This window comes from Lysinibacillus xylanilyticus, from assembly GCF_001708185.1.
In the GTDB taxonomy this organism is placed as follows: domain Bacteria; phylum Bacillota; class Bacilli; order Bacillales_A; family Planococcaceae; genus Lysinibacillus; species Lysinibacillus xylanilyticus_A.
This window is the reverse complement of sequence record NZ_MDDN01000028.1, coordinates 12,196-27,066: the sequence shown is the minus strand read 5'-3', so window position 1 is coordinate 27,066 and position 14,871 is coordinate 12,196. Positions and strand designations below refer to the sequence as shown.

The following is a 14,871-nucleotide window of genomic DNA, read 5'->3' as shown; positions in this document are numbered from 1 at the left end:
AAGTTAGCCAGTTTATGATACGGATTCTATATGATCCCAGAGGCTGGTCGACTTTTCTTCACTTCTACTAAATAAAATAGTAGCACAAACCATGGCCTTGGTTTGTACTACTAATCTTAGTATGTTTAATAATTCAAAGTAAGTAAGAATCAGTTCAGAATAAAGTCTTTTAGCTGATAAAGGGATATGATCAGGCGGGTACGGAATAAAATCGTGTCCTCCCACTGTTAAGGTAAAAGAACCATAAATTTGGTTGTATTCTTTATCAAATGTCAACATATCCATAACTCTTAATTCTTCTACATCATCCTCAAAGATTTCATATTTAATTTCAAACAATTCATTTCACCTCTTTGTATTAAGCATAATGATATCAATAACTAATTACCTAAATATTGCAAAAATAAAATTCGAAAGAGATATCATTACTCCCCTTATCCATTAGATTATATATTTTTCATTGAAGCAATAACTGAACGGGACTAAGTGGAATGTCGATTTTCACTATGATACTATACGCTTCTATATCTGACGAAGGACCCTATATAATTAGATTCGGAAGCTCGCCATTTCTTACTTTTGGTAAAGATGTAGAAATAGTGAAAGAATATTTACAGGAAAAACACGTAATAAGAGAGTTTCTATATTTTGACCCAGACAAAGATGAAGATTGTTATGTGAATTTTTAATCATGAGCACTATCTTGGTCTTATATTTCGACGCCATATTTTTAAATACCATTTTTTGATTTTGATTTTGATTTAAGCGATTTATCTTACCCGTCATAACTGTTGATCACTTTTAGTTATTGTTAATAATCCATTGATGTTTAACAAAATGCGAATTAAGTGAATAAATAGCAATCCTATATGACACATTACATATAGGAGGTGGAAGAATAATGTCTAGAATAATTGGTGTGGAACAATCGTTAACAAACGTTGAAGACGCTTTAAAGGCAAAAGGTTATGAAGTTATTCAACTTCGTACTGAAGAAGATGCAAAAAAATGTGATGCCTGTGTAATCACTGGGCAAGACAGAGATATTATGGGCATTAGTGATCCTGTTTTGGCGGGACCTGTTATTGATGCTAATGGACTTTCTGCTGATGAAGTCCTTCAGCGTGTCGACAAATATTTCCACTAAATATGAACTGGGTGCTGTCTCTATTGTCTTCGTGACGATCGAGCAGCACCTTATTATTTTTTGTATAAAATAGAAACCTTTTTTCAATACATGCAAATACTTAAAATTATATATGGCCAACCGCTATGAAGTTCACTGTTGAGCTTTCACAACTTTGGCTGTTTCTCCTAATCAACAGGCGTATAAATTCTTCTTGGAATTCTAAAGCCTAAAGCTATAGCAGCACCTATACAACTAGATAGACATCCGATTACCAAATATATTGAAAGAAGTGATTCACCAATTAGAACAGAAGCAATACCTCCAATTACCGGAAATAACGCCACCATGTAGCCACTTTTGGCACCGCCTATTCTTTCAACAAGCTTTAAATAAAATAGCCATGCTAGGAAAGATGCGATCAATGTTAAGTATAATAAAGCTGAAATATATGTGATTGATATAGGAATCATAATTTTTTGCCCTTGCAGCAATACAATGATTGACATTAATATACTTCCTACAGCAAATCCAATAGCATTTGCATAGATTGGATCAATTTTTACTTTGGCATTCCTTGCAGAACTGGCATCACCAATTGCTGTAAGTACTGTACCTAAAAGAGCAATCATTATGCCTTTTAAATCAGCTAAGCCAGAAAAATTACTTAAAGTAGGATAAATTAAAACGCATACACCAAATACCCCTAGTACTCCCCCAAATAAAACGCGTGGATGTAGTTCCTCTTTTAAAAAAATTCGAAGAGCTAGTGGCGTCAAAATCACTTTCAATGAAAAGATTAATGTTACAATGGCAGCTGAGCTTAATATGGTTGCGTAATATAAGCATAGATAGCTTAAAGCAAAGTTACAAACACCAAAGACAACGATAAATGGTATATCTTTACTTTTCGGTTTCCCTTTTGGTCTGAGAATCAAAACCAGAACAGTAAATAAAATGGCAGTCATAACTAACCTATAGGTCAATGATAATTCTAAGCTTACTGGTGTTCCTTGAATTTTAACAGCAATAAAATTAAGACCCCATACGATTAAACAAAATGCATACATTAGATTTGTCATTAAATATTATCTTCCTTCTGTTAATCTTTATTCAGTAGTTCTAGTAAGGCGTTCTCCCTCCTAAAGCAGGACTATGAAAATTAGCTTTCATGCACTTCATCATTCTTATGGAATATTAAAATAATTCAAGTGCAATTAGGTCACCGAAAATTTTTAAATCGTCTCTTTTTGGTCTCCTACTCCATTTTCCAACTCATTTCTGAGCACATAATTCTTTAAAATTACACCCTTTGCAGTGCCATTTATCAAGGGTTTGTTCAAAATTCTCAACGTCCACTGGTTCATTTGAGAAAATATCGGCTTGATATTTTTTCATTTCCAGCACACTCCGCTGAAACGTATGTAAAATATTGTCCATATCAAATGCAGTAAATGAATATTTTTTTCGTTTACCAGTCAGTAAATATTCATTATAGACATCAATCTGCTCAAGAGCTACACGGTATTTCTGCTGAACATAGTAAGCATAGAGTGCTAATTGCTGGCGATCATCATCAGACTCTCCGCCTGTCTTCCAGTCGATAATAATCCACTTGTCAGCTATTTCATCATAATAATGAAAATCCATTACCACGAAAACCTGAATACCTTCAATTTTCATGGAGCGAAATTGTTCAGGCTCACCGATTCGTAGGGAGCTTTTTTGTGCAGTAATTTGCTGAAACGTCTCACTGTTTAGAAAGTTTTCAAATACAGCCGTCATTCGCTCCTTATAGTCTTGTATAAGTTCAGGATTTAGCTTCCCTACATAATAAATTTCCTGCATCATATAAAATTTATTAGGCTTATGTCTCCATAAATCTACATGGCTTGTAGAATCAATAAAAGCCGCATTAAGTTGCCCACGAGCACGATTTACTAACTCAGCCAAAGTCGGCACCTTGCCTGTTTGTAAATAATCATTGATCGATTGCTCTATTAAATGATGGACAATTTGCCCAAATAAAATCGGCATGGATTGTAGCTTCTTTAAGCGATAGACATGTTGATGATAGGGCTCCACATTGTAACTAAGCCAGCCGTTATGAGAAAAATAGTATTCATAGCCATATTTTCGCGCACAGCTTGTTAACGTTTTATGACGTGACAATGACCACGAAAAAGATGGATAAGGTGTAATTTCAAACATGAATATCGCCTCCTTATAACGGTTTGATAAAATCATAGACAAGCTGCAGTATCAGTACAATTGTCACAATACGAAGTAATAGCTTTACTTGATTTGCCTTGACCTTCCTTGCAAGGATAATGCCTATTTGCGCACCAATGACAGAACCGATCATTAATACTAATGTCAGCGGCCATTCTATCTTACCTGTAGCAATATACGTAATAGCCGCTCCGGAGCACATCGCAAAAACACCTACACGCGACAAACCTACAGCTTTCAAATAGGAGATTTTCTCATGAGCATATGTATAAAGTGCCAACGTACTGCTACCAGGACCGAACAACCCATCATAAAAACCTACAGCAAGAAGGATCGGGCCGTTTTTGCGATTCATTGTAAAACTTTCCTTTTCTCCAAATTCAGCCCCACCTATAAAGGACATAATAAGTGCAAAACCTAATAAAATAATGGCAATAAGTGTGAGTGTTTGACTACTGATGAACGATGCAAATAGTCCGCCAAGTGTACCGCCAACTAGAGAAACGAGTAATACAGAACGCATTTCTGACCATAATAATTCTTTTCTCCTAAAAATCGTGTAGAAGCTTGAAAAGGCACTGACCATATTCGAAACCTTATTTGCCCCTATCGCTGAATGAACGGGTACTCCCATTAACATCATCGTCGGTAAGGTAATTAATCCCCCGCCACCAACTAACGTTCCAATGACGTTTCCAGCGATTCCAATGACTAAAAACAACAAGTATTCCATGTAATCCTTCTTTCTATGACACACATGATGTTATTCTATGATACAGTATAACAGAATGCTTTTTTTAAGAAAAAAAATGAGGTGAATCGATGCCTGAACAACAAAAAACACCTACACCGCGTTTCTGTAAGCAGCTTACACTAATAGTCGCAACCATTTTTATTGCTGGCATGACAGCAACGCTTATCCAATACAATAAGCTCCCTGCATCTATACCAATTTTACAAAGCTTTAAGAGTGAACATGCACAATTTGGCCCGAAAATCGCTATATTTTATTTACCCTTTATCGGCTTCATGCTATTTTTACTTCTACACTACTTAGAGATGAAAGCAGCTTATCCTATACTACGAAAAAATAAGCCTACTCTATCTCATTCCCAACGACAAAACGGAATTATTACCTTTTGTCTTATCAAAAATAGTATTCTATTGTACTTTACATATTCACTTTTCAATGACTTAACAGTTGCTTTAGGCCATAACCGTATTTTACAGCAATGGCATGCTTATTTATTTCTATTTGTAGTAAGTACTATATTTATCATAGGCATCGTACGAGGTATTACGTTGGGCAAGAAAGATAAATAAGGTCAAATAGTTACAGCTGTACAGAACGCGTAGGCGAGAAATCAATTATGCCTGGGATAATTGCGTCCGGAATCGGCTTTGTGCTTAGGCCTGCAGATGTTTTTTGTGCGAAAGCGCAGTGCTAACGTAGCGTCAGCAACACGGTTTTGTCTGTGTGAAAGCGTAGCGGCAGCGGCAACAGGGTTCTATCTGCGCGAATGCGAAGCGACAGCGGCAACAACAAGATGCTGGTCACTCAGTCGTTGCCACAGGATGTGGCGTTCTTAGACTGAGTTCCTCTATTTCAGCGGGTGTCTTTTGTACCGAAAGCGTAGCGACAGGTACAGGTGTTTGGATACCCGCTGAAATAAGTTAAAAAGACATATTAAAGATGCGATAATCTTTAATATGTCTTTACATTGCATGAAACGATTATTTTGTTTGCATTTGCATAAATTGAACAAGCCGATCTTCTTGCTTGCAATTAATTGCAACTTTATTTCGAACCGTATACCTACATTTAGTACATTGATGGATTAATTGATAACCTTTTTTAGATGAATAATCTACACCAATAGGTTTCATTAATCCTTTACAATGATTAGCTCTATCTCCGGGTAAAATATCCAAGTGTTTAGAATATAAACAACTTGGACAATGATTTCGGAAGCTGCCATTATTTAATGGTAAAACAGTAAATCCGCAATGTTCACATTGAAATGCTGTATTTTCAGTTTTTCTACTCAATTGTTCTTCCTCCAAGATGATATTTTTCATCATTGGAGAAAGGGTTCCGTTTAGTTTTTCTACGTAAGTAGCATTAGGCTTTTATCAAGATTGACCCATTCACCGTTCTGCTCTACAAAACGATTACTTCTAGTTCCAACTTCAAAAGAGCCTTTTTCATCTCTTTATCCGAACCACGATTGACTTTGACACCCGCTGAAAGAAGTTAAATTGTATCAACCACTGTAAGACGGACATCTCCACCTTCCACTAGTCGGTGCTCTTTGATAATCACTAACTTAGGCATTCGTCCCCTTATGAACAATTGTAAGGAATAAATTCGATTTCACTTCATTCACTCCTATATTTGTTTCATGCTTACTGTTATTATATCACATCGCATGGTATAAATATCCAAATAAACAACTTCTTTCAATCCCTAATATTACATGTCCCTCAACAACTAACCATATATGAAAAGAAAAACTACCTGACACAAATAGTATCAAGTAGCCAAAATTTTTACATATCCTTTTTCATCTCTTCAAACGTATGTATTAACGCATATTTTTGTACACCTCGAGCCACTTCCATACTTTCTTGGGCAAATTGCTGAAAGGCTGTTTCATTTTTCATTTTATGCGCATAAACCGCTTCAACGGCAGGCTGCATCCAAGGCTGAGTAAGCTGTTCACTTCGCATATCTGTTGTTCGCCCCTCAAGTGCGGCGATATAACATTTTGCATAGCTTGTTAATGGCTCTTTATTTATTTTATCAGCCGCATCCTTAGCTTCCTCTAAATTATTTTCCATAATTGCCTTCAAAAATTGATAATTATACTTCATAGCGGGCTGCTTATACTTTGCAATGACTACATCTAGTGAACGTAACTGGTCTTCTTTTGTACCGTAAGCAACTGCAAAAAGGTAGGCAAAAAAGGGGTCTTTCTTGCGATCTTTTACTAGTACATCAACTAACTTCATATTATTTGTGCGGTATAAAATATGTATATATCTGTAAACCATAGCGACAGCAACTAGCGCAAAAATACCAAGTGACAAGGATAAACGAACTCCTGCTAGTGATAGCGCTATTGCAAGCATGATAATGATCAAATAAAATATACTAAGTTTTACGATTTTCATAACTCCTCCTATTGTAATCTCTTTCGCATCTTTCGAGAAAAAATTAAGCCTGCTCCCAGGAAGAATACAAGCGCCATAAACTTCATGATAGGGATAATAAATAGCTTGCTAATAACGAAAACAACAAAAATATAATAGACGACCATTGCCAACAAAAATAATGACAGCTTATTCACTGTTCTTCCTACTTTCATTCAGTGTTGTTTCAATGGCCGCTAGCGCTTTTGGTCCCATCCCATGTAATTTTTTTAATGTTGATAAATCAACCTTTTCCAGCTGTTCTAATTGAGTATATCCCGCCGCATTTAATGCACGTATAGCAGGCTTCGCTACTCCCTTTGGCCACTCTGTCATTTATGCTCGTCCTTTCCTTTTACGTCTATTGAGTATCTCAATTCCTAAAATACCTATTAATAGTATAGCTAGTGAAACGACATGATAATCAACAAAAAAAGTCGTAAATGCTATATTATAATAATGGCATATTGCAGTGAGAATACGCCCTCCAAGTAATAAAAAACCAACAATTAAGCATCCTTTTGCAATGTTCTCAATCAATTTCATTCAAACACCTCTAGCTATTATGCAATCGAAATCGATTTAATGCAAATTGGGTCTGGTCTTTAGAGCACATTAAACATTGCGACAACGGAGGCAATCAGATTGGTCATGCCATGTATGCCCCAGCTCGTTATTATGGAGCCATTGGATTTTTGTTCATTGATCCAACCCATTAAATAACCTGCCAACGCAGTAGCCATAACCACTAACACAACACCTCCAAAAGGAATAAAAGAAAACAGCATCAACCCATGTATTGTGCCAAATAGTAAACTTTGCATGATATTCCCTATTTGAAAACCAAACTTATGCATGAATCTTTTCATTAAAAAACCTCGGAAAAACAGCTCCTCTGATAACCCTGTTTGTACAATTGCATAGAATAGTGCTGGTACGAGCGCTGAAAAACCAAGTCCTGCAAAACGATTTGAAGCTAATAATGAACTGTCTATATAGAAATAGATAATTGTATTAATTGGTACGAACATTAAAACAATAATGACTAGAAACCACGCAAAATAAGTAACTTTGTTTTCAATGACAGGCTTTTTGATGCCGAGCCATTTTAAAAATGATAGTTCCTTTTTCGCTGTAAAAAACCACCAAACAAACGGTATAAGTGAAAATAAAATGACCTGAATAATTGCATTTATTGCACTTTCCATAACCATGATTTTCCCTCCTGTTTTATGAAGCTTTACATGTAGAATGACTAGCACTTGTAAAAAGATTCTTCTCACTAGTTGATGTTCGAATTTCGCCGGTGGTTACTGCTTTTCCATCGGTTTTCGTTCCTGTTGCGCCACTAACTCTTGCTTTTCCGCCGCTAAACTCACGCTTTTCCGCCGGCAAACTCTCCTGGTCCGCCGCTAACTCACGCTTTTCCGCCGGTAAACTCTCCTATTCCGCCGCTAACTCACGCTTTTCCGCCGGTAAACTCTCCTATTCCGCCGCTAACTCACGCTTTTCCGCCGGTAAACTCTCCTGGTCCGCCGCTAACTCACGCTTTTCCGCCGGTTTACGCTCCAATTGCGCAAATTGATGTACGAAGATCGCAAGTAGTCAATACTGTTGTCCTTCTTCATGTTAAGCATATTAAACAGCAGACTTAATATCAAGATTCATTTAACGATTTCTCCCCCAAAAATGCGACTAGAACTATACTAGTCGCCGATTCATTCTATATTCAGATTTCGTTCAATTTAAAATAAGCAATCACAATTCTTTGCGAAAAGAATAACACCATTTTTCATATCCTAATCGCTCCTCATAAAAGCGGTGTGCATTATTTCTTTGAACTCCTGACTCTAAAGCAATATAGTGTGCGCCGTTTTCTTTACCCCACTGATGAATATATGCTAATAATTTCTCACCATAGCCACACGAACGATAAGCCTCATGCGTTACTAAATCATAAACAAAAATATGACGTTTATTGTAAAAGTTAATGCGCCAACTTACACCGGCTACTGCAACCATTTCCTTGTTTTTGTATAATGCAAACAAGCCATACCCAGCCTTCATCATTTCTTCTAATAATTGAAGATAATTTTCTAACGTCAATTCAGTGCGGAGTTGAACCATTATGGCATATGCTTCAACCCATTCTTCTTGTGTTGTTAATTGTTTAATAGTCATTTTTCCGCCCTGCCCCCTATTACCAATATTTGATATAGTGAAATACTCCATGATCTATGTGCATTCCCAGCTTTTCATAGAGCTTTTGTGCATTGATGTTATCCGTCGCTGTTTCTAAAGCAATATAACGAGCATCTTCCTTCATACAGTACGAATAACACTGTTCAAATAAACCCTGTGCTACTCCTTGTTTCCTGGCATGTTCAGCCACATATAAATCGTTTAAAATAAATGCCTTCTTCATCGCTACAGATGAAAAAATAGGATATAACTGAACAAACCCAACTGGCTGTTCATTTACATAAGCTAGAAAAATAATCGATTCTTTCTTCTCTAAACGCTCCGTTAGAAAGTGCTCTGCTTGTTTTAAGTCGGATTGTTGACCATAAAATTCACGATATGCATTAAATAATGGCACCACTTCTCCGACTGTTGCTAATGTTACTGTGCTAATTTCCATTGACTTTCTCTCCATTTCTATTTTTATGTAATTCTTGTATTATGATAAAAAACAATCTGACATCTAAAAAGAAACAGTTTCAAATATTTCAACATGTCAAGGAGGTCCTATATGGATGATTTTATTTTTTTATTGACGAATGAAGAGCCAAAATATAAACAAATTTACCAGCAAATCAAATCGTTAATCGAGCAAGGGTCGTTGACAACGAATGATACGCTCCCTTCTATTCGAAGGCTTGCCGATACTTTACATGTCAGTCGGAATACAACATTGACTGCTTATGAACAGCTCGTAGCGGAAGGATACATACGTGGTGAAGGACGGAAAGGTTATTTCGTTAATGAAATTGAGCAAGTTTTTTTACATGATGAGGAACGTCCAAATCTTATTCAAAAAGCAAACAATCGTGAAGATATCATCATTGACTTTCGAGCAGGTGCTGTCGATCAACAGCATTTCCCCTTGAGAGCATGGAGACAAATGGCCAATCAAGTTTTACCTTTAAAAAATTGCTATGAATATGGCGACCCTTTCGGTGAACCACTTTTAAAAGAACAGCTTGTGCATTATTTGCTACAAGCACGTGGCGTTCATGTCAATGCAGAGGACATTATTATCGGTAGTAGTACGCAACAAATGTTAATTTATCTAGGCTTTCTGTTTAAACAGGACTTTACAAGTATTATTTTGGAGGACCCAGGCTACAACGGTGCACGAGAGGCATTTCAGTTACAAGGCTTTGAAATAGAGACATTACAAGTGTTAGAAAACGGTGCACAGCTACAGCAGCTAGCACATTTCTATTCGCGCTTAATGTATGTCACACCATCCCATCATTTCCCGTATGGTGTTTCCATGAGCATTCAGCAACGACAAACGTTAATTCAATGGGCAAAAAATGTTGATGGCTATATTTTAGAGGATGATTATGACAGTGAATTTCGATATACACAGCAACCATTTCCTGCTCTCGCCTCTATTGATAAGTCACGTTTTATCTATATGGGGACATTTTCAAAATCGTTTTTACCAGCCATTCGACTGAGCTATATGGTGCTACCGAAAGCACTTGTTCATTCATATAAGGAACGCTTTGCTCATTTTGAACATAATGCTTCGTCTTTACATCAACTCACAATGGCCACATTCATGGCACAAGGTGAATGGACACGACATATTAAAAGAATGCGTATCACCTATAAACATAAAATAAACGGTCTTGTAGATGAGCTTAACAAGCAATTCGGAGAAAAAATTACGATATTAGGAGAGCAATCTGGGTTATATATATTGGTGAAGGTGCATACACAACTTTCAGAAGAACAGCTCATTCAGAATGCACAACAATGCGGAGTCAAAATCTACCCTACAAGCCCCTATTTTTTACAACAGCCTAGCTCTGAACCAATTGTACAATTAGGTTTTAGTAAGTTAAAAATGGAGGAAATCATCCTCGGTGTAGATCTGTTAAAAAAAGCTTGGCTAACTCAAAAATAAGCCATAACCTCAATGGTTATGGCTACTCATTTTCTCGATAATCCTATGTTTCATCAAACAAATCCAATGTAAATCCATTTGTATCCCCAAATCTATTTATATAGGGACGATTTCAGCGGAGTAGTTTTTTCCTGAATTAGGAAATTACTTGTTCGCATGGGCAATTCTTTGGGGACCTGAGCAGTTTTCTTTTGAACCCGAGCCTTTTCGTTGATTCATGATTCTCTCTCTTCATCAAACAACTCTGAAAAAATAGTTTCCGGTGCGCTTAAAAAACGTTTTGTGACAATGTAATGGATCGTATCCTCATAGCGAATAGACTCAATTTCCCCATGATCAAAACTGTAGATAGTAGCTTTTGGATAGCCCAGTAAAATGGGTGAGTGTGTGGCGATAATAAACTGTGCCTCATGCTCTAAATCTTTCATAATTTTCAATAGGCTAAGCTGTCTCGTTGGTGACAACGCAGCTTCTGGCTCATCCAATAAATAGATTGCCTTCCCTTTAAATCGATTCATAAATAACGATAAAAAGGACTCGCCATGTGATTGATGATGTAACGACTTGCCACCAAAAGCAGCATACTTATTTGGATGATTGTCTAATAAATCAATATGACTCGCAAATTGATAAAACGTTTCCGAGCGAAGGAAAAAGCCATTTGATATTTTCGGCCACCAGGATAAACGAATATATTCCCCAAGTGACGATTCCGCTTTATGTACTTCATATAAATTTTGGCGACCGCCTCCCGCTGTATTAAAATCACAACGATCCGCAATAGCCTCCAATAGTGTTGATTTCCCAGAGCCATTTTCCCCCACAAAGAAGGTCACATTCGTAGGAAACTCTAGCTCCTGTAAATCTTGCAAACTCGGTATGTTAAACGGATACTGGTCTTTATCCACAATGTTCTCCTGTAATACCTTACATGATTTTAAATACATTTCGTTTCCTCCCTTACTACTATTATAACGCGCTTATGCTACTATGAAACTGCCCTTACACCCTAAGTTTATGACGATACAGGAAATAAGTGCCCTGAAATCCGTGCGATAATTAAAAAACAGAATATTTTAACTCATCACAAACTCAACATTATCATTAAACACTGTAGAATCCCTAGTTGTATAAATACGATATAATGCATGCAAATCCCTTACTGATACTATTAGAACCTGTGAAATATTTCCCGAGAAATAAATAAAAAACATGTCGAAAGTTGCAATGAAAAATAATAAAATTATGCCATATAATAGCGATATAGTAAAAACATTGAAGAAGACCAATTATCCTCATTTACCCATTTAGAATACATTGTACAAAAATACCGCTCTATCAAGCACCCTTTTAATCAGTTAATTTCCCATTAACAACTACTAATAGTACAAACAATGAATATACCCTTGTCACTCTCTAATGTGCTACTGGCTTTTCGAAATAAATGCTACTAAAATAATCATCGTTTACTTTTTTTGTGATCCCCATTCTTTTACCTCTCTTTTTCTTACCGTAAACCCTTCAAACCGTGCTTTTAATCTAGCTTACCGATGTGATTCTGTATCGGAGCATTTACTTGAGCGTCTCACTAATTCCGCATATACAATCGAAAATTTCCCAAATAAAAACTCCTAAATGCTTCATAAATGGTTTGCGATGATTTTCACAAGCCTTTTATCACAACGACACTACATTCATTACTACTTTTTTCATTAAGCTTCTATTGATTAAAAGCACAAAATCCAAATAGCTTGCCTTACATTCATAATTGTTCTATACAAAAGGTCCTTATCATACATTGAGTAAAACCTTCACCATGCTCATACCCCTGTAACACCCCTACCTCTATTAAGTTTTAAAAGATCAAGCTTTTTTCTAGGCAAAATAAAAAAGTTATAAGGAGAAAAAAATATGTTTGTAACTCATTTTTACGAAAACAAAACGTCCGTTTTAAGCCAGCTACTTGTAAGTTTACCTGCTGTTGAAGAGAACATAAAAATTAAAGGACGTAAAGCAAAAGTTGTTCAGGTTGCTCAAATAGACAACAACAACTATCATGTGCGTATCATTTTTGAGAAAGTGCCTAAAAAAGTACCACTTAAAGAACTTGGAAAGAAAAAGAGATAGCCCCTTCCGATTTATGTAACAACGCTAAAAAGTGGGGATCGAATTTTAAGAAATACCAATTGCAAACTATTCTCAATTCACATTCTAGCAAAATAATTGACTTTTTAAATGATAACAATTATCATTATCAGTAGATTATTTCTTTTCTCCAAATTGCTTAATTCAGAATCCCCCCTTTTTTTGAAATAAGCATGTATCAAACGGATATTCTTACATCAGACTAAGAATATCCGTTTTTTAACTTTAATTTAGATAAAGAAGAGTTACAAGTTACATAAATAAAGGAGCTGTTTGACATGGATTATCGTATTGAAAAAGACACGATGGGTGAAATTAAAGTACCTGCAGATAAAATTTGGGGTGCTCAAACGCAGCGCAGTAAAGAAAATTTCCAAATTGGTACAGAACAAATGCCAATTGAGCTTATTCAAGCAATGGCTATTTTAAAGAAAAGTGCTGCTATCGCCAATAGTAAACTAGGCAAGCTTTCAGCTATAAAAACAAATGCAATTGTGCAAGCAGCTGATGAAATTTTAAATGGTCAATGGGATGATCAATTCCCTCTTGTTGTTTGGCAGACTGGTAGCGGTACACAGTCAAATATGAACGTCAACGAAGTAATTGCACACCGAGCAAACCAAATTTTACAAAATGCTGGAGAGTCTGATCGTATTCATCCTAATGACGATGTCAACAAATCTCAAAGCTCAAACGATACTTTCCCTACTGCTTTGCATATTGCTGCCGTGTTAAAAGTTGAGGATTATTTACTACCTCGTCTGCGCTTTCTAAAAGCAACATTTGATGACAAAGCAGAGAAGTTTAAAGATATTATCAAAATTGGACGTACACATTTACAAGATGCAACACCACTGACTTTAGGTCAAGAAATTAGTGGCTGGGCAGCAATGCTTGCTAAATCTGAACATATGATTATCCAAAATATCGAATATATGAAGGAACTAGCAATTGGTGGAACAGCAGTAGGTACTGGTATTAACGCACATCCGGAATTTGGTGAGCGTGTAGCAGCGGAAATTAGTGAAATGACAGGAAAACATTTTACTTCTGCAGCAAATAAATTCCATGCACTAACAAGTCATGATGAAGCCGTTGTCGCACATGGCGCATTGAAAGCTCTTGCAGCTGACTTAATGAAAATAGCCAATGATGTACGCTGGTTAGCAAGTGGCCCTCGTTCTGGTATTGGTGAAATTACAATCCCAGAAAACGAACCAGGTTCATCCATTATGCCTGGTAAAGTGAATCCAACGCAAAGTGAAGCGATGACAATGGTTGTCACACAGGTTGTTGGAAATGACGCAACAATTGCTTTTGCCGCTTCCCAAGGTAATTTTGAGCTAAATGTCTTCAAGCCAGTTATTATATATAACTTCTTACAATCAACTCGCCTACTAGCAGACACGATGAAATCATTTAATGATCATTGTGCTGAAGGAATTGAGCCAAATAAAGAAGTACTTGACCATAATTTACAAAATTCATTAATGCTTGTAACAGCATTAAACCCATATATCGGTTATGAAAATGCAGCAAAAATCGCGAAAAAGGCTCACAAAGAAGGCACTACATTGAAAGAAGCTGCCATTGCAACAGGTTTACTGACAGAAGAACAGTTTGACGAATACGTGGATCCTGCGACGATGATCTATCCAAACGTAAAATGATGAGGTGCAAGTTGAAACACACAACACCTTCAAAACATTGATATATCAACATTTTCAGATAATAAACTCCCTTATGTTCTTAGCAAGTTGGTATATATTACAGCCTGTTTTTGAGGATAAGTGAGCTAATTAATAACGCTTTGGTGGCATGTTTATAGGGATGTGTAAGAAGGATTGGGGTTAACTCCCCAGTCCTTTTTATTTTTCCCTCACAAAAAAACACCCGCGTAGCAAGTGCTTACCCTCATTTTGGATAGGATTGCATTTGTATTTAGCCAAAAAATATACCGCTAAATGTTAAGCTACTATCACCTTTTTTATTTATTGGGGTAGCGTCAGGAAAATGTGGATTTACAACGATAAGG

General features: G+C 36.4%; 18 protein-coding genes. 6 read left to right on the top strand and 12 right to left on the bottom strand.

Features of this window, described 5'->3' with window-relative positions:
• Positions 1–12: 12 nt before the first annotated feature.
• Complete coding sequence (locus BFJ97_RS22640; RefSeq protein WP_068986867.1) at positions 13–339, bottom strand: hypothetical protein; 327 nt, start codon at positions 337–339, stop codon at positions 13–15.
• A 562-nt stretch (positions 340–901) separates the two neighbouring features.
• Here BFJ97_RS22640 and BFJ97_RS22630 point away from each other — a divergent pair.
• The gene (locus tag BFJ97_RS22630) at positions 902–1,147 is read left to right on the top strand and encodes a YkuS family protein (protein WP_068986865.1); all 246 of its coding nucleotides are present in this window, start codon (positions 902–904) and stop codon (positions 1,145–1,147) included.
• A gap of 167 nt (positions 1,148–1,314) precedes the next feature.
• Here BFJ97_RS22630 and BFJ97_RS22625 read toward each other — a convergent pair whose 3' ends face one another.
• From BFJ97_RS22625 to BFJ97_RS22615, 3 genes are all read right to left on the bottom strand, one after another.
• Positions 1,315–2,208 (bottom strand): DMT family transporter, encoded by an 894-nt coding sequence (locus BFJ97_RS22625; protein WP_068986864.1) that lies wholly within the window; start codon positions 2,206–2,208, stop codon positions 1,315–1,317.
• Positions 2,209–2,401: 193 nt separating this feature from the next.
• The gene (locus BFJ97_RS22620; RefSeq protein WP_083227136.1) at positions 2,402–3,337 is read right to left on the bottom strand and encodes a PD-(D/E)XK nuclease family protein; all 936 of its coding nucleotides are present in this window, start codon (positions 3,335–3,337) and stop codon (positions 2,402–2,404) included.
• Positions 3,338–3,350: 13 nt separating this feature from the next.
• A complete protein-coding gene (locus tag BFJ97_RS22615; RefSeq protein WP_068986863.1) occupies positions 3,351–4,091 on the bottom strand; it encodes a sulfite exporter TauE/SafE family protein in 741 nt (246 codons plus the stop codon).
• Between the two features lie 89 nt (positions 4,092–4,180).
• On the opposite strand from BFJ97_RS22615, the gene BFJ97_RS22610 reads away from it, so the two are divergent.
• Together BFJ97_RS22610 and BFJ97_RS24960 are read left to right on the top strand one after the other, a co-directional pair.
• Positions 4,181–4,681, top strand: coding sequence for a hypothetical protein (locus BFJ97_RS22610; RefSeq protein WP_068986862.1), 501 nt, complete (start codon positions 4,181–4,183; stop codon positions 4,679–4,681).
• A gap of 105 nt (positions 4,682–4,786) precedes the next feature.
• On the top strand, positions 4,787–4,948 hold the full coding sequence (locus BFJ97_RS24960) for a hypothetical protein (protein WP_175401847.1): 162 nt from the start codon (positions 4,787–4,789) through the stop codon (positions 4,946–4,948).
• A gap of 144 nt (positions 4,949–5,092) precedes the next feature.
• Here the strand turns inward: BFJ97_RS24960 and BFJ97_RS22605 are convergent, their stop codons facing one another.
• From BFJ97_RS22605 to BFJ97_RS22575, 7 genes are all read right to left on the bottom strand, one after another.
• Positions 5,093–5,407 (bottom strand): RNHCP domain-containing protein, encoded by a 315-nt coding sequence (locus BFJ97_RS22605; protein ID WP_254660224.1) that lies wholly within the window; start codon positions 5,405–5,407, stop codon positions 5,093–5,095.
• A gap of 501 nt (positions 5,408–5,908) precedes the next feature.
• Entirely contained in the window at positions 5,909–6,532 is a 624-nt protein-coding gene (locus BFJ97_RS22600; protein WP_068986861.1) for a hypothetical protein, read from the bottom strand.
• A gap of 168 nt (positions 6,533–6,700) precedes the next feature.
• Positions 6,701–6,886 carry a hypothetical protein gene (locus tag BFJ97_RS22595; RefSeq protein ID WP_068986860.1) on the bottom strand — a complete coding sequence of 62 codons (186 nt, stop codon included), beginning with the start codon at positions 6,884–6,886 and terminating at the stop codon, positions 6,701–6,703.
• Positions 6,887–7,096 carry a hypothetical protein gene (locus BFJ97_RS22590; protein ID WP_068986859.1) on the bottom strand — a complete coding sequence of 70 codons (210 nt, stop codon included), beginning with the start codon at positions 7,094–7,096 and terminating at the stop codon, positions 6,887–6,889.
• A 59-nt stretch (positions 7,097–7,155) separates the two neighbouring features.
• Positions 7,156–7,764: a CPBP family intramembrane glutamic endopeptidase gene (locus BFJ97_RS22585; RefSeq protein ID WP_068986858.1), complete on the bottom strand. Its 609-nt coding sequence runs from the start codon at positions 7,762–7,764 to the stop codon at positions 7,156–7,158.
• 544 nt (positions 7,765–8,308) lie between these two features.
• The gene (locus BFJ97_RS22580; protein ID WP_068986857.1) at positions 8,309–8,731 is read right to left on the bottom strand and encodes a GNAT family N-acetyltransferase; all 423 of its coding nucleotides are present in this window, start codon (positions 8,729–8,731) and stop codon (positions 8,309–8,311) included.
• A gap of 19 nt (positions 8,732–8,750) precedes the next feature.
• Positions 8,751–9,191: a GNAT family N-acetyltransferase gene (locus BFJ97_RS22575; protein ID WP_068986856.1), complete on the bottom strand. Its 441-nt coding sequence runs from the start codon at positions 9,189–9,191 to the stop codon at positions 8,751–8,753.
• 111 nt (positions 9,192–9,302) lie between these two features.
• On the opposite strand from BFJ97_RS22575, the gene BFJ97_RS22570 reads away from it, so the two are divergent.
• A complete protein-coding gene (locus BFJ97_RS22570) occupies positions 9,303–10,691 on the top strand; it encodes a PLP-dependent aminotransferase family protein (RefSeq protein ID WP_068986855.1) in 1,389 nt (462 codons plus the stop codon).
• Positions 10,692–10,906: 215 nt separating this feature from the next.
• Here the strand turns inward: BFJ97_RS22570 and BFJ97_RS22565 are convergent, their stop codons facing one another.
• Positions 10,907–11,638: an AAA family ATPase gene (locus tag BFJ97_RS22565; RefSeq protein WP_068986854.1), complete on the bottom strand. Its 732-nt coding sequence runs from the start codon at positions 11,636–11,638 to the stop codon at positions 10,907–10,909.
• Between the two features lie 964 nt (positions 11,639–12,602).
• On the opposite strand from BFJ97_RS22565, the gene BFJ97_RS22560 reads away from it, so the two are divergent.
• Both BFJ97_RS22560 and fumC read left to right on the top strand, forming a co-directional pair.
• Positions 12,603–12,818 carry a hypothetical protein gene (locus tag BFJ97_RS22560; RefSeq protein ID WP_068986853.1) on the top strand — a complete coding sequence of 72 codons (216 nt, stop codon included), beginning with the start codon at positions 12,603–12,605 and terminating at the stop codon, positions 12,816–12,818.
• Between the two features lie 296 nt (positions 12,819–13,114).
• Positions 13,115–14,506, top strand: coding sequence for a class II fumarate hydratase (gene fumC / locus BFJ97_RS22555; RefSeq protein ID WP_068986852.1), 1,392 nt, complete (start codon positions 13,115–13,117; stop codon positions 14,504–14,506).
• The last annotated feature ends 365 nt before the right edge of the window (positions 14,507–14,871 follow it).